Here is a 25225-nt window from a genome sequence, read left to right as displayed (position 1 = left end):
GGTCCTGTCAGGTTCGACCGCGGCGATGAGGCCAGCCCGCCTGGCCGTGCTCGCCAGCGCCCTCGCCGCCGGGGGCGGGGCCGCGTTTCTGATGAGCGGCAGCGATGCCCCGCCCCCGGCGGCGAGGGCGATGGCGAGAACGGCAAGGCGGGCTGGTTTCATCGCCGTGTTCGAACCTGACAGGACGGCCTCGTGCCGTCACCATCCCTTGTTCGACGGGATTCCTCAAATTACGGTTAACAAAAACTAACGATGGCCGAATGCGACTGTCCTGCGACAGATCTGCTCTTGCTGAGGTCAGGACTTTCCAGGCTTCAGACCGGGCTCGGCAAGCTCACCCTGGACGTGCATCTTATATCAGGATGCCATCATTCTTGCCCAGGTCATGGTCTCCGGGATCACGATCAGGGCGCCGAAGGAGAGGGCGATTCCGTAGGGCACGCCCGTCTTCGCATCGTGCAGGTGGAGGGCGAAGGGCAGGCGGCCGAGCAGCGGCGGCAGCGGATGCGCCCGCGCCATGAGGATCGCCAGGGAGAGCGCACCCCCGGCGAGCGAGGCGACCGCCAGATACTCCAGCAACCGGTCGAACCCGATCCATACCGCCGTCGCAGCGGCAAGCTTGGCATCGCCGCCGCCGATTTTGCCCAAGGCGAAGAGGGTAAAAGTAACGACGAGCGTCACCGCCCCGGCGCCGAGATGGCTCATGAGGTCCCACCCCCATAATCCCGTCGCGACCGCGAACAGAGCAAAGCCCGCCAGCAGGAGAAGGGACACCGTGTTCGGGATCAGCATGGTCAACAGGTCGCGGACGGCCGCATAGGCCATCAGGAACGGAAACACGATCAGCAGCGCGACGCTTGCCATGGGAACAGCCTCGATCTCGGCCGGAAAATACGCCCGGCGGGTTCCGGTGATCCGAAACCGGTCAGGTTGTTATTATTAGCAAAGTGAGTAAGGCCATGATCATGGACGGCGGAACCAACAACGCCGAAAGAATACAAATGGCAGCGTCGGACGATCTAAAAAGACCGTCTGACGGCGCTATTACTTTACCAATGGACAGCTGGTTAAAGCATGACCGGCACAGAATTCTGTAACGGATGACTTTATGGAGCTACTCAGCGCTACTTACTTGGCCAAACTCAACCCAACTTTATCGAAGGCGCCCGTAATGCTACCCGAAAGAGTGGTAAGCCCAGTAATGATAGCCACCGCGATGAGCGAGGCGATGAGGCCGTATTCGATGGCCGTAGCGCCGGATTCATCGGCGGCAAAACGCTTGAAGATGCTCGACATAACAGTATTTCCCAATTGGTTGTCTTGCCAAGTTGCCGTCGAACGTTGCCTTGTCTCGATCGGCGACTGAAAATAACATTGCCCGCTTTCTCTTGAGATTGGGTTAAATCGGCCGCGCAAATAGCGTCGAGAACCCCTCGATTGTCTTTTGGTAAAAGAAGAATGAATGAAAAAGATGTATTTTTACACATTTCGCGAAGAACAAACTCCGCTGCATCTCGTGAAAAATCTACTGCCATGACCTTCGCCATGGCGACATGATGCCAAATCATTTCGTCAAGACGTCACGGACCGATGCGTCGAGATGTGTGCCGAACGGCCTTAGCGCTTCGTTCACCACCACGTGCTTAACACTCGCCTGACGAAGAGAGGCTGGCCGTTCCGCATGGGGGCTCAGCCGGAAACGCGCGGGTTTAGCCGAGAGCATCAGAGCCATGGGCCACCGGTCACTGCCGACACGCTCGCCCCTGACGCGCCACGCTCGAGGGGTCGGAGTGGCCCTCTGCCTCGCTCTCGGCGCGATGCCCGCCCTGGCGGAGACGGCCCCGGCCACCGTGGCGGTGAGCGTCGACAATGCCAAGGTCATTCGCCTGCCCGAGCGGACGCAGACGGTGATCGTCGGCAACCCTCTGGTGGCGGATGTGGCGCTCCAGCGGAACGGAATCGTCATCCTGACCGGCAAGAGCTTCGGCTCCACCAATCTCATCGCCCTCGACGCGTCCGGCGCGATGCTCGCCGAATCCATCGTCAGCGTCCAAGCCGCTCAAGGCTCGATCGTCACGGTTCAGCGCGGGCTGGACCGCGAATCCTATTCCTGCACCCCCAATTGCATGCCGTCGATGCAGCTCGGCGATGCGACGAAGTATTTCGGCGATGTCAGCGGGCAGGCCGATGCCCGCCGCAACCTGGCCACGGGGGGAGGCGGGGGCGGAGGAGGCGGCCCGAAATAGGACGGGCCCCCGGAATTCGACGAGGCTGCTTCAGCACCGGGCGCGCGCCGGGGCAGATCGGAACGATGTCTTCCGATATGTGGGCGAAGGCGATCGAAGTGGAAACATTGCACTTCCGGTCACTTGCGGGTATGCACCACACGCGCCCGCCAGACACCCTTGGAGGCACGGGCGCGTCGTGGATCGGTGAGGGCCGTCCGTTTCGGGCGGCCTTTGGCGTTTCGCGGCTTTTTTCTGTTTTGTTTGAAGGATCACGCCATGAGCGCAGTAAAGCCGCTTGAGGCCGTGGCACGCGACCGGGTCGGCAAGGGGGCCGCCCGGGAAGTTCGTCGCCAGGGCAACGTTCCCGCCGTCATCTATGGTGGTGGCCAGGCTCCGCAATCCATCGCCATCGACCTCGTCCGCACCCGGACCTTGATCTATGCCGGTGGCTTCAAGACCACGCTGTTCGAGATCAATGCCGGTGGTCGCAAGACCCGCGCGATCCCGCGCGACTTCCAGCTCGATCCGGTGACCGGTGTGCCGCTGCATGTCGACTTCCTGCGTGTCGTCGCCGGCCAGAGCCTCACCGTCGAAGTGCCCGTGCACTTCATCAACGAGGATGAGGCCCCCGGCATCAAGAAGAATGGCGGCACCCTGAACGTCGTCCTGCACACACTCTCGCTCGAAGTGCCCGCAGACGCGATCCCCGACGCGGTCGAGGTCGATCTCACCGGTCTCCAGATCGGCGATTCGATCCACATCGAAGCCGTGAAGCTGCCGGCCAACACGACCTTCACCGGTGAGGCCGAGGCCGTCGTCGCCAACGTCGTGCCGCCGACCGTGCTCGGCGCCGAGGTCGAGGCCGAAGAGGCCGCGATCGCCGAGGCGCAGTCGACCGAAGCTGCCGAAGAGAAGGCCGAGGCTGAGGCCGAAGAGGCCGCCGAGGCTGAAGAAGACAAGAAGGAGGATTGAGGCCCTGGGGCTGCGCGCCCCGGTCTCGTCTTTCTCCACGGGTGCTCCGGCCGCGAGGTCGGGGCACCTTTTCGTTTGACGTCGCCCCTTCGTCATCCGTCCTTAGAGCTGCGCCCGCCCACGTTGGGTCGGGCGCAGCTCTAAGCCTTCTGTTTTGCCGCGCTCTTTTTCGCCGAACCGGCATCCACTTCGGCGGAGAGCGCTCTCGTGACGAAATCGTCTTGGAGATGATGCCATGCGCCTGATCGTCGGGCTCGGCAATCCAGGGGCCCGCTATGCGGGCAACCGCCACAATATTGGCTTCCTCGCTCTCGACGAGATGGCGCGCGTCCACCGCGCCGCGCCTTGGCGGCGCAAGTTCCAGGGTGAGGTGACCGAGGCGACGCTCGGCACCGAACGGGTCGTCCTGCTGAAGCCGCAGACCTTCATGAACGAATCCGGCCGCTCGGTCTCGGAAGCCCAGCGCTTCTACAAGATCGCCCTCGCCGACGTCATCGTGCTCCACGACGAACTCGACCTCGCCCCGGCCAAGCTCCGCGTGAAGCTCGGCGGCGGCAATGCCGGGCATAACGGCCTGCGCTCGATCACCGCCCAATGCGGCAACGACTACCGGCGCGTCCGTCTCGGCATCGGTCATCCGGGCGACAAGGCCCTGGTCCATGCCTACGTGCTGAACGATTTCGGCAAGGGGGAGCGGGCCTGGGTCGAGGATCTCTGCCGCGCCGTGGCGGACCACGCTCCCCTGCTGGCCCAGGGCGAAGACGCGAGCTTCCAGAACAAGGTCCACCTCGCCATGGCGGGCCGGGGTTGGGACGACGTCAAGCAGGTCAACGCGGCGGCCACCGGCCGTGATTGACACGAAAACACGGGAACACGATATCGAAGCTCGGATTCGACGGGTGGGGAGGCTGGTTTGAGGAACGTCACGGTGACGATGGATGAGAGCCTCCTGCAACGCGCTCGCGTCGCCGCGGCGCGTGACGGCAAGAGCCTCTCGAAGTTCATCGCCGAGACGGTCGAACAACGCGTCGGCCGGCCGCTCTCCCAGAGTCAGGCACTAGAGCGTTTCCTGGCGGGGCCACCCCTCCATCTCCTCGATGAGAACGGGCGCGCTCCGACGCGCGATCAGATCTACGATGCCGAGTGACACCGTCCCCGTCACGGGCCGGGTGTTCGTCGATACCAACGTCTTCGTGTATGCCCGCGACGACCGCTTCCCTGAGAAGCAATCCATGGCGCGGCATTGGCTGGAAGCGCTGGCGGATCGGGGCCTGATCGTCGTGAGCCCGCAGGTTCTCGGCGAGTTGCATGCCGTCATCCTGCGCGGTCGGCTCCCGATCGATCCGGAGGATGCGCGGCAGACGACGCTGGCACTGGAGGAATGGTCGGAAGGCGCCACCGATCTCGCCCTCGTCGGGGATGCGTGGTCACTGCGGGAGCAGACCCGGTTTCAGTGGTGGGACTGCGTCATCCTCGGTTCCGCGATCCGGGCCGGATGCCGCTTCCTTCTGTCGGAAGACTATCAGCACGGCCGCGAGGTCGAAGGAACGACAATCGTGAATCCGTTTCGGGCCTTACCGGAATCGATCTTCGCGAACTCTTGAGGAATATCATGGGCTTCAAATGCGGCATCGTCGGCCTGCCGAACGTCGGCAAGTCGACCCTCTTCAACGCGCTGACGCAGACCGCGGCGGCGCAGGCGGCAAACTATCCGTTCTGCACCATCGAGCCGAATGTCGGCGAGGTGGCGGTGCCGGATCCGCGCCTCGACGATCTGGCGCGGATCGCCACGTCGAAGGAGATCATCCCAACGCGGCTGACCTTCGTGGACATTGCCGGCCTCGTGCGCGGCGCCTCGAAGGGGGAGGGGCTCGGCAACCAGTTCCTCGCCAATATCCGCGAGGTCGACGCCATCGCCCACGTGGTGCGCTGCTTCACCGATGGTGACGTGACCCATGTGGAGGGCAAGGTCGACCCGAAGGCAGACATCGAGACCATCGAGACCGAGCTGATGCTCGCCGACCTCGACAGCCTCGAGAAGCGCCTCTTCGCCCTCGAGAAGAAGGCCAAGGGCGCCGACAAGGAAGCCAAGGAGATGCTCGACCTCGTCCAGCGGGCGCTGCCGCTGCTGCGCGAGGGCAAGCCCGCCCGTCTGGTGAGCCGCAAGCCGGAAGAGGAGAAGCTGTTCCAGACCCTCGGGCTGATGACGGCGAAACCCGTCCTCTACGTCTGCAACGTGGACGAGGGCGATGCCGACAAGGGCAACGCCTATTCCGAGGCGGTGATCGCCCAGGCCAAGGCCGAGGGGGCGCGCGCGGTGGTGGTCTCGGCCAAGATCGAGAGCGAGATCGCGGTGATGCCGCTCGCCGACCAGGGCGACTTCCTCGAAGCGGTGGGGCTCGTGGAGCCCGGCCTCAACCGGGTCATCCGCGCGGGCTACGAGCTTCTCGGCCTCATCACCTACTTCACGGTGGGTCCGAAGGAAGCGCGCGCCTGGACCATCGAGAAGGGCACCCGTGCGCCTGCCGCCGCCGGCGTGATCCATACGGATTTCGAGAAGGGCTTCATCCGCGCCGAGACCATCGCGTTCGCCGATTACACCGCCCTGAAGGGCGAGAGCGGCGCCAAGGAGGCCGGCAAGTTCCGCCTCGAGGGCAAGGACTACGTGGTGCAGGACGGTGACGTACTGCATTTCCGCTTCGCCAATTGAGGAGCTGGACCAGCCTGCCGGCATCCGCCGGGGTGAGGACGCCCATCCCCTCTCCCCGCACGCGGGGAGAGGGCCGAGACGACCCCGTCGTCGGCGCGGCGAGGCGGCAGCCGACGGTGAGGGGCTCGTCCGAATGAGCCTCCTCCGGCACGGCCCCCTCACCCTCGCTCCGCTCATCACAAGCACGACGAGGTGCTTGTGATCCTCTCCCCGCAAGCGGGGAGAGGCGGGCCGCCCCTGAAGCGAGCGCAGCGCCATCCTTCGACCCGAAACTCTGCGACCCGGGGACAAGAGGTTCAATGACCGGCATCACCTTCGAGGACTTCACCCCCGGCGACGTGATCGAGGGCGGCCCGCTCACGGTCACGCGGGAGGCGATCGTCGCCTTCGCGAAGGAGTTCGATCCGCAGCCCTTCCATCTCGACGAGGACGCCGCGAAGGCGACGCTGGCGGGTCGGTTGATCGGCTCCGGCTGGCAGACGGCCGGGTTCGGCATGCGCCTGCTCCAGGCCCATGTCTTTCGCGGCGCCACCTCCATGGGCTCGCCCGGCATCTCGCAATTGCGATGGCTCCGCCCCGTCCTGCCGGGTGACGCGCTGCGGATCGTCACCAAGGTCGAGGAGTGCCGCGCCTCGAACTCGAAGCCGGATCGCGGTTTCGTCCGCTTCACCCTCACGGTCGTGAACGGGCGCGACGAATCGGTGATGATTCAGGCCTTCACGGTCATGTTCGCCCGGCGCGGGGCCGATCCCCTGCCGCCGCGCGCGGTGACGCCCGGAGACCCGGTCGAGGTGATCGAGGGCGACGATGCGGAGACGCTCCTCTTCCTCAAACAGGCAAAGCTCGGCACGATCCGCGATCTCGGCCGTCACGTCTTCACCCCGGAGGCGATCATCGCCTTCGCCAGGGACTACGACCCACAGGCCTTCCATCTCGATGCGGACGCCGCCCGAAAGACCCATTTCGGCGCGCTCTGCGCCTCGGGCTGGCACACGGCGGCGGTGTGGATGAAACGCCTGCACATCACCCGCCAGCGCGACATCGCCCTGACGGAGCGGGCCGGTCCGGTGCCGCAGCTCGGCCCCTCGCCGGGCTTTCGCGACATGCGCTGGCTCGCCCCGGTCTATGCCGGCGACACGATCGCTTACGCCTGCACTCTACTCGACAAGCGCGAATCCGCCTCGCGCCCCGGCTGGGGCGTCGCCACCCACCACAACACCGCGCAGAACCAGCGCGGAGAGCGGGTGTTCGAGTTTACGGGGTCGGTGTTCTGGCAGTGGGAGGTGTGATACCAGATATCATCCTTAGGTAGTCGCAAAAGCTATCGACAAATGCAAAGTTGCAGTTTATAAGCACTAGAACATAGCAAGAACATAAGTTTTTGCATCCTTCCCATTCTGGCTTAATTCACCAACAAAATCAGGCAATTAATATGGATTCTACCTATCACATTAATGGAGGATTTAAGCCCACGGCCAAGCGCTCCGCTGATCTCGATGGGCCTGATTTCTTCCCGACCCCGGCTTGGGCCACTCACGCACTTATCGACAATGAACTGTTCGACGGTGACATCTGGGAATGCGCTTGCGGGAATGGAGCAATGTCCAAGGTCTTAGAAACTCTCGGCAACAAGGTCTATAGTTCGGATCTTTATGATCGAGGTTATGGCGAGCCCAATCAAGATTTCTTGCATAGCACCCGCAGATGCAAAAACATTGTTACAAATCCGCCATACAATAGCGCAGAAGGCTTTGTGAAATCTGGACTCAAAAATTACGATGGAAAATTCGCACTATTATTGAGGTTGGCCTTTTTAGAAGGAGCAAATAGACAAAGGACTTTGTTTGAGTCCAACCCTCCGGCACGTGTTTGGATATTTAGCGAAAGAATTACGTTCTACACTCACGGGGCAATCCAAAAGGGATCTGGAACGACCGCATATGCTTGGTTTGTATGGGACAAGAGTTCTTCGGGATCCACCGAGATGAAATGGTTTAAACCAGGTTATAAAAAGCTTTTCTCATGATGTTCAGCTGACTCTCAATAAAAGAATTGAGAGTCAGCTCCGGTATAATCAGTTCTAGAACTACCGAGATATGAGCTTTCGCCCTTTATCAGTAATGCAAAGACCTCTTACAGAATCATACGTTGCATAGCCTTCAGCAACGATATTTCCTTCATCGGTGCGATGGGATACTTGATTTCGCACTATCTGACTAAATTTTGTGTCATTTCTATTATCCAAAATTTCTTGATCTTCGGCGGAAATAACTAGTATTCCTTGGAGATATGCAAGCCTCTGAGGTGTATCCATACAGCCACGCGCTGCTAAACCTTTGAGAGTGGGAACTAAAATATCAGCTTCAAGAGTCCGTGGCATCGTGAATCCAGCGCAGTTGAGAGGCGCAGATTAGATCACATTGACACCCTTGGTTGCAATAGCACAGTGCTTGTTCGTCTAAGGGTTATCTCCGCCGCTCCGGATACAGCGCCAACAATCCCTCCGCATCCGCCGAGGCCACGCCGCGCTCGGTGATGATCCCCGTCACCAGGCGGGCCGGGGTCACGTCGAAGGCGGGGTTGGCCACCGGGCTGCCCGGCGACACCACCTCGATCGTGGCGAAGCCGCCATCGGCGAGACGGCCGGTGAGATGGGAGACCTCGCGACCGTCGCGCTCCTCGATCGGGATCTGGGCGACACCGTCGTCCAGCGTCCAGTCGATGGTGGAGAAGGGCAGGGCGGCGTAGAACGGCACGCGGTTGTCGGAGGCCGCCAGCGCCTTCAGGTAGGTGCCGATCTTGTTGCAAACGTCGCCCGAGGCCGTGGTGCGGTCCGAACCGACGATGCAGACGTCGATCTCGCCATGCTGCATCAGGTGGCCGCCGGCATTGTCGGCGATGACGGTGTGCGGCACGCCGTGGGCGTTGAGCTCGAACGCGGTGAGCGCCGCGCCCTGGTTCCGCGGCCGGGTCTCGTCGACATAGACATGGACCGGGATGCCGGCCTCGTGCGCTACGTAGATCGGCGCCAGCGCGGTGCCCCAATCCACCGTGGCGAGCCATCCGGCGTTGCAATGGGTCAGCACGTTGAGGCGGCGGCCCTCTTCCTTATCGTAACCCTTGGCCTTGTGCAGATCGGCCAGGATCGCGGCGCCGTGGCGGCCGATGGCGTGGCAGCTCTCCACATCCTCCTCGGCGATGCGCCCGGCCTCGGCGAAGGCGAAGGCGGCGCGCTCCGAGACCTCGACCTCGCGCAGCTTGGCGGCGACACGGTCGAGGGCCCAGCGCAGGTTGATCGCGGTGGGACGGGTGGCGGCCAGCGTCTCGACGGCATGGTCGATCCCGGCATCGGAAGCATCCCTGCGCAGGCCCAGGGCCAGGCCGTAGGCCGCCGTGACGCCGATGAGCGGCGCGCCGCGCACGATCATGGTGCGGATGGCAACGGCCGCTTCGTCCAGGGTGGCGAGCCGCTTCATCTCGAAGGCGAAGGGCAGGCGGGTCTGGTCGATGACCTCGACGGACGCGCCGTCGGCGGCGGGAAGGATGGTGCGGTAGGGTTTGCCGTCGATGTTCATGCGCGGGCCTCTCGCATGTTCCGGGCGCAAGGGCCAGTCCTTGGGCTACGCGCCATGCTCCTCGCTCCATCAAGGGTGGGCGCGAGACGTGTAAGGCCAGCCGGTCGAAATCCCGCCCAACCTTCCATGGCCGGCTTCACACATCGGCTCTTTGAGGGAAGGCGCGTCCCTCTCCCCCTTGTGGGGAGAGGTTAGGAGTGGGGGTGGCTCCGCCAGCCTCGGCGGTATGAGGGTCGCCCAACCACCCCCCACCTCCAACTCCTCGCCACAAGCTCGACGGATCTCGGGCAAGCCCGAGATCCGCCGGGGAGGAGGGCTCGTCAGCGCAGCCCGCGACATGTCTGAATCCAGTAGCCTCTGCGGGAGAGGGTGGCCTTCGCGTCAGCGAAGGTCGGGGGAGGGGAGCGACGCCTCCGGAAGGACCTGTGCCGGCCCCTCTCCCGCCCGCTCCGCGGGCACCCTCCCCCGCAGAGGGGGGAGGGTTAACTAATCCCCGCTCAGAAGCTCACCGGCCGTGCCCGCTTCACCTGCGGGATCGTCTCGATCTCCACCCGTACGCTGTCCGAGATCGGTGCATCGACGGCGCAGAAGCAGATGGCGTTGCCGCCCTCTTCCTCGCGGCCGAGGTTGAAAGTCGCGACGTTGACGCCGGCCTCGCCCAGGATGGTGCCGAGCCGGCCGATGAAGCCCGGCTTGTCGTGGTTGCGCACGTAGAGCATGTGCGGCGCGAAGGCGGCATCAATGGCGATGGAGCGGATCTCGATGATCCGCGGCTTGCCGTCATGGAACACCGTCCCGGCGGCGTCGCGCGGCATATCCTCGGCATCGACCGTGATGCGGATCACGGATTCGTAGTCGCTCGCGCCGCCCTCGCGCTTGATCTCGTCCACCACGATGCCGCGCTCCCGCGCCAGAGCGGGGGCCGACACCATGTTGATGTCCTGCAGGAACGGCCGCAGCGCCCCGGTCACCGCCGCCGCCGTGAGCGCGCGGGTGTTCATGCCGGCGACAGCGCCCTCGTAGGTGATGCGGATGCCCTTGATCGGCGCGTCCGTGAGCTGGCCGAGGAACGAGCCGAGCTTTTCGGCGAGCGCCACGAACGGCTTCAACCGGGGAGCCTCGTCCGCGGAAATGGACGGGAAATTGATCGCGTTGGTGATCGCGCCGGTCATCAGGTAGTCGGACATCTGCTCGGCGACCTGCAGCGCCACGTTCTCCTGGGCCTCGTTGGTGGCGGCGCCGAGATGCGGGGTGCAGATGACGTTGGGATGGCCGAAGAGCGGATTCTCGGTCGCCGGCTCGTCGACGAACACGTCGAAGGCAGCCCCGGCCACATGGCCCGAATCGAGGGCGGCACGCAGCGCCACCTCGTCCACGAGGCCGCCACGGGCGCAATTGACGATCCTCACGCCGGGTTTCACGCGGGCGAGGTTTTCGGCCGACAGGATATTGCGGGTCTTGTCGGTCATCGGCACATGGAGCGTGATGATGTCGGCCCGCGCCAGCAGCGCGTCGAGCTCGACCTTCTCGACCCCGATTTCGAGGGCGCGTTCCGGGGAGAGGTAGGGGTCGTAGGCCACGACCTTCAGCCTCAGGCCCACCGCGCGGTCGGCGACGATGGCGCCGATATTGCCGCATCCGATGATGCCGAGCGTCTTGCCGGTCAGCTCCACGCCCATGAAGCGGTTCTTCTCCCACTTGCCGGCCTGGGTCGAGAGATCGGCCTGCGGGATCTGCCGTGCGAGAGCGAACATCATCGCGATGGCGTGTTCGGCGGTGGTGATCGAATTGCCGAAGGGCGTATTCATCACGATGACGCCGCGCGCCGTGGCGGCGGCGACATCGACGTTGTCGACGCCGATCCCCGCCCGGCCGATGACCTTCAGCCGCGAGGTCTGGGCCAGCACCTTCTCCGTGACCTTGGTGGCCGAGCGGATGGCGAGGCCGTCGTAATGGCCGATGATCGCGGCGAAGCGCTCCTTGTCCTTGCCGAGGTTGGGGAAGAAGTCGACGTCGATTCCGCGGTCGCGAAAGATCTGCACGGCGGCATTGGAGAGGGAATCGGAAATGAGCACCTTGGGAGCAGCCATGATGGCCTCCGGCTCTTGAGGAAGGGAATGATTTCGGAGGTGAGGTGTGAGGGCGCGGCAGGTCTCAACCCTCCCCCCATTGCGGGGGAGGGTGGTCGCGGAGCGACCGGGAGAGGGGACGACCTCTCCGGACAGCGAGCTCCCCTCACCCGACCCGCTGCGCGGGCCACCCTCTCCCGCAGAGGGGAGAGGGGGAGGGGAGCATTGCCTCAGGCAGCCTTGGCGAGCTTCGCCTTCTGGGCGGCATAGGCCCAGTCGAGCCAGGGCATCAGGGCCTCGAGATCCGAGGTCTCCACCGTGCCGCCGCACCAGATACGCAGGCCGGCCGGCGCATCGCGATAGGCACCGATATCGAAGGCGATGCCCTCGGAATCGAGCGTGTCGGCGATGCCCTTGGCCACCGACGCCACCGTCGCGTCACCCATCGCGAGGACGTCCGGATCGGTGATGATGAGGCAGACGCCGGTATTCGAATACGTCGCCGGGTCGACGGCGAGGTGTCCGATCCACGGGGTCCGCGCCACCCAGTCGTGGACGACCTTGGCATTGGCGTCGGCACGGGCGTGGAGCGCGTCGAGACCGCCGATGCCTTGCGCCCAGCGCAGGGTATCGAGGTAATCCTCGACCGCGAGGAGCGAGGGCGTGTTGATCGTGTCGCCCTTGAAGATGCCCTCGATCAGCTTGCCGCCCTTGGCCATCCGGAAGACCTTCGGGATCGGCCAGGCGGGGGTGTTGCTCTCGATGCGCGCGACGGCGCGGGGCGAGAGGATCAACATGCCGTGCGCGGCCTCGCCGCCCATCACCTTCTGCCAGGAGAAGGTGACGACATCGAGCTTGGCCCAGTCGAGCGGCATGGCGAAAGCGGCCGACGTGGCATCGCAGATGGTCACGCCTTCACGGTCGGCGGCGATCCAGTCGCCATTCGGCACGCGGACGCCGGCGGCGGTGCCGTTCCAGGTGAAGATGACGTCGTTGTGCTTCGTGTCGATGGCCGACAGGTCCGGCAGCACGCCATAGGCGGTCTCGTGGACGATGGGCGAGATCTTCAGTTCCTGCAGCGCGTCGGTGACCCATTCGGAGCCGAAGGCTTCCCAGGCGGCGACCTCGACCGTCTTCGGGCCGAGCATCGACCACATGGCCATCTCGACGGCGCCGGTATCGGAGGCGGGGACGATGGCGATGCGGTAATCGGCGGGCACGCGCAGCACGGTGCGGGTCAGCTCGATGGCCTCGACCAGCTTGGCCTTGCCGGCGGGCGAGCGGTGCGAGCGGCCGAGAGCGGCGTTCTGAAGGGCCTGGAGGGTCCAGCCGGGACGCTTGGTGCAGGGGCCGGACGAGAAATTCGGCACGCGGGGGCGCGTGGTGGGACGTGTCATGACAAAGTCCATCCTTACAGATGAATGCTCCTCGTTGGGGAGGAGTGGCCCGCCGCTGCCAATGAACCTCATGCGACGAATAAGCAAGATGCGTTGCGGATAAATTCAGTCCCGCCCTCCGGAATGTCATGGTCTGTCGTGGTCAAACCTTGATGGATCAAGGCTTTGTCGAGGACATGCCGGATCGCACAGACAGGTCAGGCCGGCGTTCGCGCGTGATCCGCTCAGCCTCGCCCCGGCGCCAGCGCGCGATGGCGCCGTGGTTGCCCCCATTGAGGATCTCGGGAATCGCCCGTCCCTCCCATTCGCGGGGTCGCGTGTAATGCGGATATTCGAGGAGGCCGCCCTCGAAGCTCTCTTCCTCTCCCGAGGCGGATTTACCCATGACGCCGGGAAGAAGCCGGATGCAGGCGTCGAGCACGACCATCGCGGCCATCTCGCCGCCGGACAGGATGTAGTCGCCGATGGAGACCTCTTCGAGTTGCCTCGCCGCGATCACCCGCTCGTCCACCCCTTCGAACCGGCCGCAGACGACGACGAGTCCCGGCCCATCCGCGAGTTCCCGCACGCGCGCTTGCGTCAGGGGGCGTCCGCGCGGGCTCATCAGCAGCCGAGGCCGCGTGTCGCCGGGGGAAGCGGCGGCATCGATGGCCGCACCCAGCACGTCGCAGCGCAGGACCATGCCCGCTCCGCCCCCCGACGGGGTATCGTCCACGGCGCGGTGGCGGCCGATCCCGTGGTCGCGGATCTGCCGGGCTTCGAGCGCCCAGGTTCCGCGCGCGAGCGCGTCGCCCGAGAGCGAGATGCCGAGCGGGCCGGGAAACATCTCCGGGTAGAGGGTGAGGATGGTGGCGGTCCAGGGCGCGGGCGTCATGGCGCTTGATGGCGCGTGTGGTGATGGCGGGTCAACGATCCTCTTCCGGGCTCACACCTCGACCGTCTCCCTTGTAACTTGCCTGGTGCCGCATCTGGTAAGCTTTCCGGTGCAGTGGCAGGCGAGAGACCGTTGTTCCCAAGGGCCGGCGAGCCCGCAGGAGAGCTTGGGTCTTCGCCTGCCGTTCCATCGACCCCGAACAGTCGCTTGGGCCGCGTTTCGCGAAGCCCGCTTGCGCAAGGATGGGATCGGATGGACGCCATCGTGATTGGGATCGACGTCTCCAAGGACCGGCTGGATGTGCATGTCCTGCCGAGCCAGGACACCTTCCATGTCCCTCGGGACGGGGCCGGGCATCGCGGAGTTGTGCGGGCGGCTGGCTCCCCTGGCGCCGGGCGCCGTCGCTCTCGAGGCCACGGGCGGCTTCGAGACCGTGGTGGCGGCCGGTCTGGCTTCGGCCGGGCTGCCCGTCGTGGTGGTCAACCCGGCCCAGGTGCGCGCTTTCGCCCGGGCGCTGGGCCAACGCGCCAAGACCGACCCGATCGACGCGGCCGTGATCGCGCGCTTCACGCAAGCCACGAAACCGGCCATCCGCCCGTTGCCGGATGCCGAGACCCGGCTCCTGGCCGATCTGGTGGCGCGCCGCCGTCAGATCGTGGCGATGATCGGTGCCGAACGCCAGCGGGAGAAGCGGGCGCCGGCGCGGATCCAGAAGAGCATCCGGCGCCTGATCAAGGCGCTGGAGAAGGAACTGGCCAGCGTGGACGTGGACATCGACGGTGCCGTGCGCGGCTCGCCCGCCTGGCGCGAGAAGGAGGATCTGCTCGTCTCCGTGCCGGGCGTCGGGCCGACCATCGCCCGCACCCTGTTGGCCGAGATGCCCGAACTCGGCAGCCTCGACCGCCGCCAGATCGCGGCCCTCGCCGGCCTCGCCCCCTGGACGCGCCAGTCCGGCCAGTGGCGCGGCAAGAGCTTCATCGGCGGCGGCCGGGCCAGCGTGCGCACGGCCCTCTTCCTCGGCGCCATGGTGGGAGCCCGTCACAATCCCATCCTCAAAGCCTTCCGCGACAAGCTCGTGGCGGCCGGAAAACCCAAGATGGTCGCCCTCGTCGCCACTGCCCGAAAGCTCCTCACCATCCTCAATGCCATCCTGCGGAGCACCACGCCATGGCAGCCCCAAAGCGCTTGACCGACAAGACAGTCGCTCTCCTTCCAGACAGGGCTATCGCATATGCCGATTTGCCTGTCAGAAACCCGCTGGCACCACCCCGTCATCCCGGGTCCGCGCAGCGGAGCCCGGGATCCAGAAACACGAGTGGTGCAGGACTTTACACTGTCGGCGGCTCTGGATTGCACGCCTCTGGCGCGGCCCTCCGGGTCCGGGCTCGCCTGTGGCGACCCGGAATGACGGCGTGGTATCATATGCGATCGCCCTGCCTTCCAGGAGTGGGGACCAGCGCTGCCCGCCAGATGTGTGAATGCCGCAGGCAACCGGGGGAGGGCACTTCCGGGCGGGCCGCCTCGTTGTCCCACCATGTCTTCTCGTCTCGCCCTTGCGGCCTTCCTCACCCTCATCGTCCCGGCCTTCGCCGCAGAACCGCTGGCACCTCCTGGCACCCCTGCCTCCGCTTTTCCAAAACCGGACAGGCCGGTGGCCGAGATCATCGCGCCGCTCTGGGCCTCCGAAGCCCAGCGCGACAAGGTCGATGAGGTGGGCCAGGTGGCGCGGCTGATGGGGATCGCGCCGGGCCAGACCGTGGCCGATATCGGGGCTGGGAGCGGCTATTACACGACGCGTCTCGCCGAACGGGTCGGTCCCCGAGGCCATGTCTTCGCCGAGGACGTGACGCCGCGCTATCTCGCCGACCTCACGGCGCGTCTCGCGCGCGCCAAGCTCGGCAACGTCACCGTGGTGCGGGGGGAGCCGCACGATCCGCGCCTGTCGCCAGGCTCCCTCGACGCGGCGTTGCTGGTTCACATGTACCACGAGATCAGCCAGCCCTACGGCCTCCTGCACAACCTGGCCGCGGCGATGAAACCCGGTGGCCGGGTGGGGATCGTCGATGCCGACGCCATCCCGTCGCGGCACGGTACGCCGCCGGCCCTGCTGCGGTGCGAACTCTCGGCGGCGGGCTATCGCGAGATCGGCTTCTCGGTGCTGGAGGGCGGAGTCGGTTATCTCGCGATCTTCGAGGCTCCGGCCCCTGCGGCACGCCCCGATCCCTCCTCGATCACCCCGTGCACGGATGGGGCGACGCGAACCGGCCAGCGTTGAGCGAGGGCGGATTCACGGTTCGGTAGCGGCGAACGGCTATCATCGTCCCAGCTCGAAGAGCGAGCGGGAGAATACGTGCGTGGTCCTGACGTTTTGGCTCGATCAGCCGGTCTGGTTGATGTTCGTCCTTCTGTCGGCGGTCTTCGCCGTCTTGATGGGCGTCATCAGCATCCTCTCGGTCTGGTCCGCGACCCGCCCGGGCATGCACAAGCTCGGCATCGGCGTCGTCGCCCCCTACTTCAACGCCATCTCGGTGATGTTGGCGCTGCTCACGGGCTTCGTGGCGAACGACGCCTGGGAACGGCAGCGGCAGGCGACGAAGATCGTGCAATCGGAGAAGACCAACCTCCTCGCCGTTCACGATCTGAGCCTCGCCGCGGCCTCCGACATGTCCGCGATCCGCACCAAGCTGCTCGCCTACGCGAACGCGCTGATCGACGACGAATGGCCGAAGATGACACAGGGCGAGTCTTCGGGGACCGCGAACGACGCCCTGGGCGAGTTGATGCAATCCGTGGCCGATCCCCGGCACAGCACCGAGGCGGGAGCTGCCGCGCATGGAAGCCTTCTCGATGCGGTGATGAACCTGCGGGCCGAGCGCGGCACGCGCCTCGGCCTCGCCGACGTTCAGGGCGACCAGTCGAAATGGCTGACACTGATGGTGCTCGCGCTGCTCACCCTCTTCTCCATCGGGCTGATCCACGTGGACAAGCCGGTGCCGCAGGCCGTCGCGATGATCCTGTTCTCGGCCGCCACGGTGACGACGCTGGGCATGATCGGCCTGCACGAGCGGCCCTTCGACGGGCCGATGCCGGTCACGTCGGCACCGCTGGAGATGGCGCGGACGGCGATGACGAGCCCGAAGCCCTGAGCGACGGTAAAGTCCCGGCGCTCCCGCCTCAGGCGGGCTCGTCGGGCGGCTTCGGCCCGGCGGGCGCGAACAGGTCGTCGGGCGGATCGATCACGATCCGGCCATTGGCCACGTCGAGGGTCGGGACGAAGGCCTTGGTGAAAGGCAGGAGCGCGGTCGCGCCGCCGAGGGCCGGCTTGATTTCCAGGAGATCGCCGCCGCCGTAATTCGGCACGTCGGTGACCGTGCCGAGGACCGCGCCCGACACATCCACCACATCGAGCCCGACGAGGTCGGCCGTGAAGAACTCGTCTTCGTCCTCGACTTGGCCGAGGCGGTCGCGCGGCAGGTAGATGGCGAGGCGGTTGAGCGCTTCCGCGCCGGTGCGGTCGGAGACGCCCTTCACCCGCACGACGAGCAGGTCGGGCGAGGCTCCGCCGGCCCGGCGCACATCGGTGAGCTCGATGCGCTGCCCCCCGGCGCCGATGAGCGGCCCGTAGGAGCCGATGGCCTGCGGGTCGCCGGTATAGGATTTCAGGCGGATTTCGCCGTTGAGCCCGTGCGCACGGCCGAACTCGCCCATCTGGACGAGGCTCGGATCGGTGGACGGGAGCGGCACCTCCGGCATCGGCCGGGGCCGATGCGCGGAGGTGGCCGAGCCCGAGCCTAAGCGGCTCGGGCGGTCGCGACGGCCGCCATCGCCGGCGGAAGAAGTGCCTCCGGGGCGGCGCGCCATCGCGGGGACGCCTTAGGCCGCGGCGTCTTCGGCCGGGGCGGCGGCCTTCTCGGCGCGCTTGGCGGCGCGCTCCTTGGCCTTCTCGCCCGGCTCGGCCTTCTGCGGGTTGTTGCGCGCGGGGCGCTTGGCGAGGCCGGCGGCGTCGAGGAAGCGAAGGACGCGGTCGGTGGGCTGGGCGCCCTTGGCGAGCCAGGCCTGGATCTTCTCGGACTCGAGCACGATGCGGGCCGGATCGTCCTTGGCCTTCATCGGGTCGTAGACGCCGACCTTCTCGATGAAGCGGCCATCACGGGGCGCGCGGGCATCGGCGACGACGATGCGGTAATACGGGCGCTTCTTGGCGCCGCCACGGGTGAGACGGATCTTGAGGGACATGGTGTGCTCCTGGAGGTTGGTAATCTGATCGTTCTTGGCGGATAGCGAGTAGTGAGTAGCGAAGAGAGCCGGCCTGCCGCCCCTTCGCTATTCGCTACTCCCCATTCGCCCCTACTTCTTCTTCCCGAACGGGAAACCGCCGAGGCCCGGCAGACCGCCCGGCCCCTTCGGTCCTCCGAGCCCCGGAAGGCCCGGCATCTTTCCGCCGCCGAAGCCCGGCGGCATGGGCGGCAGCTTGCCGCCCAACTGCTTCTGCATCGCCTCGATCTGCTCGGGCGTCGGCTCGGGCATGCCGGGGGGAAGGCCGGGCATGCCGCCCATCCCGCCACCGCCACCCAGACCGAACATCGAGCCGAGCGCCTGGCCGATGCCGCGCTTGCCCGAGCCCATCGCCTTCATCATGTCGGCCATGGTCCGGTGCATCTTGAGGAGCTTGTTGAGCTCCTCCACCTTCGTCCCCGACCCCGCGGCGATGCGCTTCTTGCGGGAATTCTTGAGGATGTCGGGATTCTTGCGCTCCTGCGCGGTCATCGACGAGATGATGGCGCGCTGGCGCTTGAACATATTCTCGTCGAGATTGGCACCCTCGACCTGCTTCTTCATGGCGCCCATGCCGGGCAGCATGCCCATCAGGCCGCCGATGCCGCCCATCTTCTCCATCTGGGCGAGCTGCATCGACAGGTCGTCGAGGTCGAACTTGCCCTTGCGCATCTTCTCCGCGGTACGGAGCGCCTGCTCATGGTCGATGGTTTCGGCCGCCTTCTCCACGAGGGAGACGATGTCGCCCATGCCGAGGATGCGGTTGGCGACGCGGGAGGGGTGAAACTCCTCGAGCGCGTCCACCTTCTCGCCGGTGCCGACGAGCTTGATCGGCTTGCCGGTGACGGCGCGCATGGAGAGCGCCGCGCCACCGCGCGAATCGCCGTCCATACGGGTCAGCACGATGCCGGTGACGCCCAGGCGCTCGTCGAAGGCGCGGGCGGTGACCACGGCGTCCTGCCCGGTGAGCGCGTCGGCGACCAGCAGGACCTCATGAGGCTTCGTCGCCGCCTTGACCTCGGCGGCCTCGGCCATCAGCGCCTCGTCGAGGGTGATGCGACCGGCGGTGTCGAGCATGACCACGTCGAAACCGCCGAGGCGCGCGGCATCCATGGCGCGGCGGGCGATCTGCACCGCCGACTGGCCCTCGACGATGGGCAGGCTGTCGACGCCGACCTGCTTGGCCAGGATCGCCAGCTGCTCCATGGCGGCCGGGCGGCGGGTGTCGAGGGAGGCGAGCAGCACCTTGCGCTTGTCGCGGTTGGTCAGGCGCCGGGCGATCTTGGCGGTGGTGGTGGTCTTGCCCGAGCCCTGGAGGCCGACCATCAGGATGGCGACGGGGGCGGGGGCGTTAAGATCGATAAGGCCGGCCTCGGAGCCGAGCATGGCCACGAGTTCGTCGTTGACGATCTTCACGACCATCTGGCCGGGGGTCACCGACTTGACGACGACGGCGCCGACCGCCTTCTCGCGGACCTTCTCGGTGAAGCCGCGCACCACTTCGAGGGCGACGTCGGCTTCGAGCAGCGCGCGCCGCACCTCACGGAGGGCCGCGGTGACGTCGGCTTCCGTGAGCGCACCCCGACGGGTGAGCCCCGAGAGGATACCGGACAGGCGGTCGGACAGGCCTTCGAACATCGTCTGGCTCTCCGAACCTACTGGAACAGGCCGGCGGACGAGACGCGCCGCACCTGCAGCGCCGCCTCGAAGGCGTTGATCGCCGACGCGAACTTGTCCCGGCAATCGGGATTGCAGAACCCGACGACGGACCCGTTGTAGAGCGTCAGGGAATCGACCGCGATCGGCTTGCCCGACCAGGGGCAGACGTCGTTGACCGCATCCTCGATGCGAAGGGGTTCATGCGCTTGCGACAGGGCGAGACTCACTCGTCTGGATCGGCGGAGCGACGGCCTGTTTCCAACGCGAAACTCGCCCGAGGGCGCATCGCGCTGTCGGGCGTTGACCTCCAGCCTCACAGGGCCGGTCGGCGTTCGTATTGACGACATGTCGTCGGATATGAGGTTGGCGGACTAGTCCGAGAGCCCACGCAAGTCAAGATCGCGGTGGAAACCAAGGACAAATCCCGCCACGCGATCGCGGCCGGGAGTATGGTGCTTGGCCTCGATATTCCTCCGTCTAACGTCGGGGCGGCTGCGAATCACGTATTCGGCGTCGCCTCCTTCGAGCTTGGCCACGGCGAGGCCCGTAATCCGGGCCCGAGAATCGGCCTCAGACTTCGCGGATGACGAAAGAAGCACCTGCCCCGCATGCCGGACTTTTATACGCTCTACCTCATCGTGCTGATAGCCGGGCTCTCGCACTGCGTGCTGTGGGCCGCCATCCTCTATCGCTACAGGACGCTGCCGGGGGTGCGCTACTGGCTGGCGGGCAGCATGGCTCATGTGGCGGGCGGCATCCTGCTCACCATCGATGGCGGCGTCGGGAATTTCGCCACCACCGTCGGCGGGAATGCCGTCGCCTGTCTGGCCTTTCACCTGAATACGGTCGGCCTGCGCCGCTTCCACGGGGACAGGCCGCGTTGGGCTCTCCATGCCGGGCTGCTGGCCGCCAGCATCCTGGCCATGGCCCTCACCTGGCGGCCCTGGTGGGGCCAGAACCCACTCTACGTCACGTCGCAATGCATTCCTCTCGTGCTCGCAATTCTCTATCTCGCCCAGCGCCGAACACGGGAGCTCGGCGCACTCATCACGATGAGCGCCCTGGCGTCGGCCATCACGGCCCATGGCATCGTCGCCTGCGCGGTGACGGTGAGGCTCAGCGGCATCGCGCCGGATGTCTCCCTGGTCTCCCTCGCGGCCATCGACCTGCTGGTCTTCATCCTGGCGGGAATCATCTGGAATTTCGGCTTCATCGTCTCGGTGGTCGACAGCCTGATGGCGAAAGTGGAGCGGCTCGCCGCCGAGGACGACCTGACCGGCCTGCCCAATCGCCGCCAGTTCATGCAGCAGCTCACCGGGGAATGCGCGCGCAAGACGGGCGAGCCGTTCAGCGTGATGCTGATGGATCTCGACCGGTTCAAGGGGATCAATGACGACCTCGGCCACATGGCCGGCGATGCCGCGCTCAAACACGTGGCGGACGCGGTGCAGCGAATCATCCGTCCCGCCGATGTGTTCGCGCGGCTCGGCGGCGACGAATTCGGCATCCTGCTTCGCGGCGTCCAAGGGGATGCGGCCGGTCGGATCGCCGAGCAGGCCAACGCGGCCCTGCGCGCTTCACCCTTCCTCTGGCGTGGCGAACGCATCGGGCTGACGATCAGCATCGGCGTGACCTCGGCCGTCCCCGGCAGGCACCACATGCCGGAGGAACTGATCGAATGCGCGGATTCCGCGCTCTACGTCACGAAGGGCCGGAAACGAGACGGCTGGACATTCCTGCCCTTCGCGTCCCGGCCGAACTTCGGCGCAGGTCAGGCGGGCGGAGCGAAGACCGCGCGCCTGCCCGACCGCGCCTCCCGCATCCCGCTGGCAGGCTGAACCCACCGCCTCCGGTCGAGCGCTATGAGAGTCACGCATCTCGCGGGATGCGCGGGACCCTCCTCCCCAGCGGATATCGGGCCTGCCCGAGATCCGTCGAGCTTGTAGGGAGGAGTTGGAGGTGGGGGTGGTTGGGCGACCCTCACGCTGCGGAGGCTGGCGGAGCCACCCCCACTCCTAACCTCTCCCCACAAGGGGGAGAGGGACGCGCCCTGCCGGAGTGAGTAGAGGAATAAATCAGGCAGGCTCGGCTGAGGGCGATGAGACCCCGGATTCACCGATCCTCGAATTTCGGCTTCCGCAATTCCGCCTGGAGTTTCAGCACCTCGTCGAGACTCATCGACCGGCTGCTCCAGTTCGTCTCCATGATGTTGATGGCGGTGAAGCTGTAATGGGCCTTGCCGCCATAGGCGTCGAACGGCGTGCCGTCCGGGTCCGGCGCCACCGGCTTGACGTAATCGACCCGGTAGGACGGGTGGCCGCCCTTACCCGTGACCGCGATGCGGACCGAGGCGTTGCCGTGCCGCTTCTGGCAGAAGCGCATGTTGGTGAGCAACCGGCTCAAATAGGCGTCGGCCTCCTCCAGGGTGGGGACGACGTCCGCGAGAGTCGCGTCGGAGGGAAGGTGCGTCTTCTTGATCATGTCGGCCCGTGAGGTTGGTGCCGCACCATAGGCACACCATCCGGGTGAGGCGAGACCCCGCCCGGCGCGACCGGGATCAGCCCGCGACGAGTTCCCGCGCCGGGGCTGCCAGGATCGGTGCTCCGGCGACATCCGCCAGGATCTCGTAGGAGCGCACGCGGGCGGCATGGTCGTGGATGGCGCTAGCCACCATGAGTTCGTCCGCGCCGGTCTCGGCGATCAGGTCGGCGAGCCCCCGGAGCACGGTCTCCGGCGAACCGACGATGGCGCGGGCGAGCATCCCCGAGGCCTGGCGCTTCTCGGAGGGCGACCAATAGGTCTCGATATCGTCGATGGGCGGCGGCAGCAGGCCCCGCGTGCCCCGGAACATGTTGGCGAATTGCTGCTGCGCCGAGGTGAACAGGCGGCGCGCCTCGGCATCGGTCTCGGCCGCCACGACGTTGACGCCGACCATGGCATGAGGCGCCGTCGACTGCTCGGACGGGGTGAAGCGCTCGCGATAGACGGCGAGCGCCTGGATCAGCGCGTCCGGCGCGAAATGCGAGGCGAAGGCGTAGGGCAGGCCGAGCATGGCGGCGAGCTGCGCGCCGAACAGGCTGGAGCCGAGAATCCAGAGCGGCACCTTGGTGCCCGTGCCCGGCACGGCCTGGATCACCTGGCCCGGCTGCGCGTCGCCCAGCAGCGCCTGGAGTTCGAGGACGTCCTGAGGGAACTGGTCCGACGTCTCGGGCGAGCGCCGCAGGGCGCGCAGGGTGCGCTGGTCGGTGCCAGGCGCGCGGCCGAGGCCGAGATCGATCCGGCCCGGATACAGGGTCTCCAGCGTGCCGAACTGCTCGGCGATGACCATGGGCGAGTGGTTCGGCAGCATGACCCCGCCGGCCCCGACGCGGATGCGGCTCGTGCCCGAGGCCACATGGCCGATGACCACCGAGGTCGCCGCGCTGGCGATGCCCACCATGTTGTGGTGTTCCGCGAGCCAGAATCGCCGGTATTCGAGGCGCTCGGCCGCCCTCGCGAGGTCGAGGGTGTTCCGCAGGGCGTCCCCGGGCGTCGCGCCATGCGGCACGAAGGCGAGGTCGAGAACGGAAAGAGGGATCATGAATCGCGTGTCCGTTTGCATGAGCGACCGGCTCGCGCCGGCCATGAACGTCCCCACCCGGAAGAGATCGCGACGCCGCCACCGCTTCGCAACCGGGCCATCCGGCGCAGGAGCCATGCGTTCGGTCCGGCTCCGAAGCGATCCTCTCGTCATCCGACCCGCGACAGGCTCGACACACGACCTATATGGCTGTGCCTCGACCTCCCGCCCCGAACCCGAGCAACGCCACCGTGTCTCCCGGATACCTGCCCTTCGCCGGCGCCCTCGATCTCCCCGCCTATACCTGTGACAATTGCGGGTTTTGGCAGCGCCATTTCGCGCCGCCGCCCTCGTGTCCGATGTGCCTCGACGCACGTCACGTGGTTCCGCAGAAGGGCTGGCAATTCTGGAGCGAACGCGAGGCACAGGACCGCTTCCCCTGCCATTGGGAGGAGCTAGAGCCAGGAATCTGGCGTTTCTGGAACGATCCCGTCTCGGGCATCGGGCCGAACGCCTACCTGATCCAGACGCCCGACGGGAATATGGGGTTCGAGGCCTGCCCGGTCTTCAGCGAGGCGGCACTCAAGCACATCGCCTCGCTCGGCGGAATGCAGGTCCTGTCCTCGTCGCACCCGCATGCCTACGGGGCGCTGGTGCAGCTGCAGGACCGGTTCGACCCGGAACTCTGCCTGCCGGCCGCCGACTTCATCTGGAGCGCGGCGCTGCAGGTCTCCTGGCCCTACGACGATTTCCTCGAACCGCTGCCCGGCCTCGAACTCCACCGCACGGCGGGGCATTTCGACGGCCACGCGATCCTGTTCGACCGGGCGCGAAAGATCCTGTTCTGCGGCGATGCCTTGAAATTCGAGCTCGACCCGAAGGATTTCCGCCGGGCCGAGACGATCTCGGCGCACAAGGCCTTCGTGCGCGGGGTGCCGCTGACCACCAACGAATTGCGCCGCTACCGCGACGTCTTCGCCCAGCTCGACTTCACCCAGACTTGGACGCCGTTCGAGCCGGCCGCCAATTGCGGCCGGGCCGAGGTGCTGGCGCTCATCGACGGCATGCTGGCGACCCGCCCGCACGCCGCCCCTGTGAATCTCGACAGCCTGCGGCGATAGCTCAGCCCCGCTTGCGTCAGTCCCGCTTGGCGGTCTGGCCGAACATCACCTTCTTGGCGTCCTCGCTCATGGTCTTGCCGTGGTCGGGGTTGACCTCCGGCGCGCGGGCATAGGCCGCCTTGGTGCCGGGGCGCTCGGCGATGGCCGTGAACCAGCGCTTGAGGTTGGGGAAATCGTCGAGGTTCTGGCCCTGCTTCTCCCAGGGGACGATCCACGGATAGGAGGCCATGTCGGCGATGGAGTAATCGGGTCCGGCGACGAACTCCCGGTCGGCCAAGCGCCGGTCGAGGACGCCGTAGAGCCGGTTCGTCTCCTTGACGTAGCGCTCGATGGCGTAGGGGATCTTCTCCGGCGCATATTGGGAGAAGTGGTGGTTCTGGCCGAGCATCGGCCCGAGCCCGCCCATCTGCCAGAACAGCCATTGCAGCACTTCGGCGCGGCCGCGCGGGTCGGAGGCGATGAAGCGTCCCGTCTTCTCGGCGAGGTAGAGCAGGATCGCGCCCGATTCGAAGAGCGAGACCGGCTCGCCGCCGCCCTGCGGGTCGTGATCGACGATGGCCGGCATCCGGTTGTTGGGGGCGATGGCCAGGAAATCCGGATTGAACTGCTCGCCCTTACCGATGTTCACCGGCTTGATCGTGTAGGGAAGTCCGACCTCCTCCAGGAACATCGTCACCTTATGGCCATTCGGCGTCGGCCAGTAATGCAGATCGATCATCGAAATCCCTCCAGCGAACCGCGATCACCGGGCGGCGCTGAAAGCCGAGGTGGCGACCGCTGGCACCG

General features: G+C 66.1%; 26 protein-coding genes and 1 pseudogene. 13 read left to right on the top strand and 14 right to left on the bottom strand.

Translation table 11 applies throughout. The features are described from left to right. Positions 1-357: 357 nt before the first annotated feature. Together IPV08_RS21495 and IPV08_RS21490 are read right to left on the bottom strand one after the other, a co-directional pair. Complete coding sequence (locus tag IPV08_RS21495) at positions 358-864, bottom strand: prepilin peptidase (protein ID WP_207413564.1); 507 nt, start codon at positions 862-864, stop codon at positions 358-360. 264 nt (positions 865-1128) lie between these two features. Continuing rightward, the gene (locus tag IPV08_RS21490) at positions 1129-1296 is read right to left on the bottom strand and encodes a Flp family type IVb pilin (RefSeq protein ID WP_207413562.1); all 168 of its coding nucleotides are present in this window, start codon (positions 1294-1296) and stop codon (positions 1129-1131) included. 521 nt (positions 1297-1817) lie between these two features. Between IPV08_RS21490 and IPV08_RS21485 the strand changes: the two genes are divergently transcribed. From IPV08_RS21485 to IPV08_RS21450, 8 genes are all read left to right on the top strand, one after another. Then, positions 1818-2246 (top strand): pilus assembly protein N-terminal domain-containing protein, encoded by a 429-nt coding sequence (locus IPV08_RS21485; protein WP_246748119.1) that lies wholly within the window; start codon positions 1818-1820, stop codon positions 2244-2246. A 258-nt stretch (positions 2247-2504) separates the two neighbouring features. Then, positions 2505-3200, top strand: coding sequence for a 50S ribosomal protein L25/general stress protein Ctc (locus IPV08_RS21480; RefSeq protein ID WP_056432735.1), 696 nt, complete (start codon positions 2505-2507; stop codon positions 3198-3200). Positions 3201-3435: 235 nt separating this feature from the next. Next, positions 3436-4056: an aminoacyl-tRNA hydrolase gene (gene pth / locus IPV08_RS21475; protein ID WP_207413559.1), complete on the top strand. Its 621-nt coding sequence runs from the start codon at positions 3436-3438 to the stop codon at positions 4054-4056. Between the two features lie 78 nt (positions 4057-4134). Continuing rightward, positions 4135-4347, top strand: coding sequence for a hypothetical protein (locus tag IPV08_RS21470; RefSeq protein ID WP_246748117.1), 213 nt, complete (start codon positions 4135-4137; stop codon positions 4345-4347). Further along, the gene (locus IPV08_RS21465) at positions 4337-4804 is read left to right on the top strand and encodes a PIN domain-containing protein (protein ID WP_207413556.1); all 468 of its coding nucleotides are present in this window, start codon (positions 4337-4339) and stop codon (positions 4802-4804) included. Before IPV08_RS21470 ends, IPV08_RS21465 begins: the two co-directional genes overlap by 11 nt. A gap of 8 nt (positions 4805-4812) precedes the next feature. Then, positions 4813-5910 (top strand): redox-regulated ATPase YchF, encoded by a 1098-nt coding sequence (gene ychF / locus IPV08_RS21460; protein ID WP_056432743.1) that lies wholly within the window; start codon positions 4813-4815, stop codon positions 5908-5910. Between the two features lie 299 nt (positions 5911-6209). Further along, positions 6210-7199, top strand: coding sequence for a MaoC family dehydratase (locus IPV08_RS21455; protein WP_207413555.1), 990 nt, complete (start codon positions 6210-6212; stop codon positions 7197-7199). A gap of 143 nt (positions 7200-7342) precedes the next feature. After that, positions 7343-7936 (top strand): hypothetical protein, encoded by a 594-nt coding sequence (locus IPV08_RS21450; protein WP_207413553.1) that lies wholly within the window; start codon positions 7343-7345, stop codon positions 7934-7936. A 60-nt stretch (positions 7937-7996) separates the two neighbouring features. Here the strand turns inward: IPV08_RS21450 and IPV08_RS21445 are convergent, their stop codons facing one another. The 5 genes from IPV08_RS21445 to trmD all read right to left on the bottom strand — a co-directional run bounded on the left by IPV08_RS21445 (position 7997) and on the right by trmD (position 13825). Next, positions 7997-8290 (bottom strand): hypothetical protein, encoded by a 294-nt coding sequence (locus IPV08_RS21445; protein WP_207413551.1) that lies wholly within the window; start codon positions 8288-8290, stop codon positions 7997-7999. A gap of 85 nt (positions 8291-8375) precedes the next feature. After that, positions 8376-9485 (bottom strand): S-methyl-5-thioribose-1-phosphate isomerase, encoded by a 1110-nt coding sequence (gene mtnA / locus IPV08_RS21440; RefSeq protein ID WP_207413549.1) that lies wholly within the window; start codon positions 9483-9485, stop codon positions 8376-8378. 497 nt (positions 9486-9982) lie between these two features. Next, positions 9983-11575 (bottom strand): phosphoglycerate dehydrogenase, encoded by a 1593-nt coding sequence (serA, locus tag IPV08_RS21435; RefSeq protein ID WP_207413547.1) that lies wholly within the window; start codon positions 11573-11575, stop codon positions 9983-9985. A gap of 209 nt (positions 11576-11784) precedes the next feature. Continuing rightward, on the bottom strand, positions 11785-12951 hold the full coding sequence (locus IPV08_RS21430) for a phosphoserine transaminase (RefSeq protein WP_207413545.1): 1167 nt from the start codon (positions 12949-12951) through the stop codon (positions 11785-11787). Positions 12952-13108: 157 nt separating this feature from the next. Beyond that, positions 13109-13825: a tRNA (guanosine(37)-N1)-methyltransferase TrmD gene (trmD, locus tag IPV08_RS21425; protein ID WP_207413543.1), complete on the bottom strand. Its 717-nt coding sequence runs from the start codon at positions 13823-13825 to the stop codon at positions 13109-13111. 252 nt (positions 13826-14077) lie between these two features. Between trmD and IPV08_RS21420 the strand changes: the two are divergent. The 3 genes and pseudogenes from IPV08_RS21420 to IPV08_RS21410 all read left to right on the top strand — a co-directional run bounded on the left by IPV08_RS21420 (position 14078) and on the right by IPV08_RS21410 (position 16971). Then, positions 14078-15014 (top strand): annotated as a pseudogene (locus IPV08_RS21420) (IS110 family transposase). A gap of 345 nt (positions 15015-15359) precedes the next feature. Beyond that, positions 15360-16100 carry a methyltransferase domain-containing protein gene (locus IPV08_RS21415; protein WP_207413541.1) on the top strand — a complete coding sequence of 247 codons (741 nt, stop codon included), beginning with the start codon at positions 15360-15362 and terminating at the stop codon, positions 16098-16100. Between the two features lie 79 nt (positions 16101-16179). Continuing rightward, the gene (locus tag IPV08_RS21410; RefSeq protein WP_056432769.1) at positions 16180-16971 is read left to right on the top strand and encodes a DUF4239 domain-containing protein; all 792 of its coding nucleotides are present in this window, start codon (positions 16180-16182) and stop codon (positions 16969-16971) included. A gap of 28 nt (positions 16972-16999) precedes the next feature. Here IPV08_RS21410 and rimM read toward each other — a convergent pair whose 3' ends face one another. From rimM to IPV08_RS21390, 4 genes are all read right to left on the bottom strand, one after another. Further along, positions 17000-17686: a ribosome maturation factor RimM gene (rimM, locus tag IPV08_RS21405; protein ID WP_207413539.1), complete on the bottom strand. Its 687-nt coding sequence runs from the start codon at positions 17684-17686 to the stop codon at positions 17000-17002. Positions 17687-17698: 12 nt separating this feature from the next. Next, a complete protein-coding gene (gene rpsP / locus IPV08_RS21400) occupies positions 17699-18061 on the bottom strand; it encodes a 30S ribosomal protein S16 (RefSeq protein ID WP_018042769.1) in 363 nt (120 codons plus the stop codon). Between the two features lie 111 nt (positions 18062-18172). Next, entirely contained in the window at positions 18173-19738 is a 1566-nt protein-coding gene (ffh, locus tag IPV08_RS21395; protein ID WP_056432774.1) for a signal recognition particle protein, read from the bottom strand. 17 nt (positions 19739-19755) lie between these two features. Further along, a complete protein-coding gene (locus IPV08_RS21390; RefSeq protein ID WP_056432777.1) occupies positions 19756-19986 on the bottom strand; it encodes a hypothetical protein in 231 nt (76 codons plus the stop codon). A 381-nt stretch (positions 19987-20367) separates the two neighbouring features. Here IPV08_RS21390 and IPV08_RS21385 point away from each other — a divergent pair, with 381 nt between their 5' ends. Next, on the top strand, positions 20368-21597 hold the full coding sequence (locus IPV08_RS21385; RefSeq protein ID WP_207413537.1) for a GGDEF domain-containing protein: 1230 nt from the start codon (positions 20368-20370) through the stop codon (positions 21595-21597). A gap of 274 nt (positions 21598-21871) precedes the next feature. Here the strand turns inward: IPV08_RS21385 and IPV08_RS21380 are convergent, their stop codons facing one another. Beyond that, positions 21872-22240 carry a hypothetical protein gene (locus tag IPV08_RS21380; RefSeq protein ID WP_207413535.1) on the bottom strand — a complete coding sequence of 123 codons (369 nt, stop codon included), beginning with the start codon at positions 22238-22240 and terminating at the stop codon, positions 21872-21874. A 76-nt stretch (positions 22241-22316) separates the two neighbouring features. Beyond that, on the bottom strand, positions 22317-23339 hold the full coding sequence (locus IPV08_RS21375; RefSeq protein ID WP_207413533.1) for an LLM class flavin-dependent oxidoreductase: 1023 nt from the start codon (positions 23337-23339) through the stop codon (positions 22317-22319). A 185-nt stretch (positions 23340-23524) separates the two neighbouring features. Between IPV08_RS21375 and IPV08_RS21370 the strand changes: the two genes are divergently transcribed. Next, positions 23525-24439 (top strand): MBL fold metallo-hydrolase, encoded by a 915-nt coding sequence (locus tag IPV08_RS21370; protein WP_207413530.1) that lies wholly within the window; start codon positions 23525-23527, stop codon positions 24437-24439. A gap of 16 nt (positions 24440-24455) precedes the next feature. On the opposite strand, the gene IPV08_RS21365 is transcribed toward IPV08_RS21370, so the two are convergent. After that, a complete protein-coding gene (locus IPV08_RS21365) occupies positions 24456-25157 on the bottom strand; it encodes a glutathione binding-like protein (protein WP_207413528.1) in 702 nt (233 codons plus the stop codon). Positions 25158-25225: the final 68 nt, after the last annotated feature.

Origin of the sequence: Methylobacterium sp. SD274 (assembly GCF_017355285.1) — a bacterium.
Lineage (GTDB): Bacteria > Pseudomonadota > Alphaproteobacteria > Rhizobiales > Beijerinckiaceae > Methylobacterium.
The sequence above is the reverse complement of the archived record's forward strand: the minus strand, read 5'-3'. Positions and strand labels throughout refer to the sequence as shown.

Excerpts from the sequence above, each read along its gene's own strand:
- IPV08_RS21430 (WP_207413545.1), bottom strand. The coding sequence starts at position 12,951 with ATGACACGTCCCACCACGCGCCCCCGCGTGCCGAATTTCTCGTCCGGC.
- IPV08_RS21370 (WP_207413530.1), top strand. The coding sequence starts at position 23,525 with ATGGCTGTGCCTCGACCTCCCGCCCCGAACCCGAGCAACGCCACCGTG.
- serA (WP_207413547.1), bottom strand. The coding sequence starts at position 11,575 with ATGGCTGCTCCCAAGGTGCTCATTTCCGATTCCCTCTCCAATGCCGCC.
- IPV08_RS21375 (WP_207413533.1), bottom strand. The coding sequence starts at position 23,339 with ATGATCCCTCTTTCCGTTCTCGACCTCGCCTTCGTGCCGCATGGCGCG.
- IPV08_RS21380 (WP_207413535.1), bottom strand. The coding sequence starts at position 22,240 with ATGATCAAGAAGACGCACCTTCCCTCCGACGCGACTCTCGCGGACGTC.
- IPV08_RS21455 (WP_207413555.1), top strand. The coding sequence starts at position 6,210 with ATGACCGGCATCACCTTCGAGGACTTCACCCCCGGCGACGTGATCGAG.
- IPV08_RS21385 (WP_207413537.1), top strand. The coding sequence starts at position 20,368 with ATGCCGGACTTTTATACGCTCTACCTCATCGTGCTGATAGCCGGGCTC.
- trmD (WP_207413543.1), bottom strand. The coding sequence starts at position 13,825 with ATGACGCCCGCGCCCTGGACCGCCACCATCCTCACCCTCTACCCGGAG.
- IPV08_RS21365 (WP_207413528.1), bottom strand. The coding sequence starts at position 25,157 with ATGATCGATCTGCATTACTGGCCGACGCCGAATGGCCATAAGGTGACG.
- pth (WP_207413559.1), top strand. The coding sequence starts at position 3,436 with ATGCGCCTGATCGTCGGGCTCGGCAATCCAGGGGCCCGCTATGCGGGC.
- IPV08_RS21415 (WP_207413541.1), top strand. The coding sequence starts at position 15,360 with ATGTCTTCTCGTCTCGCCCTTGCGGCCTTCCTCACCCTCATCGTCCCG.
- rimM (WP_207413539.1), bottom strand. The coding sequence starts at position 17,686 with ATGGCGCGCCGCCCCGGAGGCACTTCTTCCGCCGGCGATGGCGGCCGT.
- IPV08_RS21450 (WP_207413553.1), top strand. The coding sequence starts at position 7,343 with ATGGATTCTACCTATCACATTAATGGAGGATTTAAGCCCACGGCCAAG.
- IPV08_RS21480 (WP_056432735.1), top strand. The coding sequence starts at position 2,505 with ATGAGCGCAGTAAAGCCGCTTGAGGCCGTGGCACGCGACCGGGTCGGC.
- ffh (WP_056432774.1), bottom strand. The coding sequence starts at position 19,738 with ATGTTCGAAGGCCTGTCCGACCGCCTGTCCGGTATCCTCTCGGGGCTC.
- IPV08_RS21445 (WP_207413551.1), bottom strand. The coding sequence starts at position 8,290 with ATGCCACGGACTCTTGAAGCTGATATTTTAGTTCCCACTCTCAAAGGT.
- IPV08_RS21485 (WP_246748119.1), top strand. The coding sequence starts at position 1,818 with ATGCCCGCCCTGGCGGAGACGGCCCCGGCCACCGTGGCGGTGAGCGTC.
- rpsP (WP_018042769.1), bottom strand. The coding sequence starts at position 18,061 with ATGTCCCTCAAGATCCGTCTCACCCGTGGCGGCGCCAAGAAGCGCCCG.
- IPV08_RS21490 (WP_207413562.1), bottom strand. The coding sequence starts at position 1,296 with ATGTCGAGCATCTTCAAGCGTTTTGCCGCCGATGAATCCGGCGCTACG.
- mtnA (WP_207413549.1), bottom strand. The coding sequence starts at position 9,485 with ATGAACATCGACGGCAAACCCTACCGCACCATCCTTCCCGCCGCCGAC.
- IPV08_RS21470 (WP_246748117.1), top strand. The coding sequence starts at position 4,135 with ATGGATGAGAGCCTCCTGCAACGCGCTCGCGTCGCCGCGGCGCGTGAC.
- IPV08_RS21495 (WP_207413564.1), bottom strand. The coding sequence starts at position 864 with ATGGCAAGCGTCGCGCTGCTGATCGTGTTTCCGTTCCTGATGGCCTAT.
- ychF (WP_056432743.1), top strand. The coding sequence starts at position 4,813 with ATGGGCTTCAAATGCGGCATCGTCGGCCTGCCGAACGTCGGCAAGTCG.
- IPV08_RS21465 (WP_207413556.1), top strand. The coding sequence starts at position 4,337 with ATGCCGAGTGACACCGTCCCCGTCACGGGCCGGGTGTTCGTCGATACC.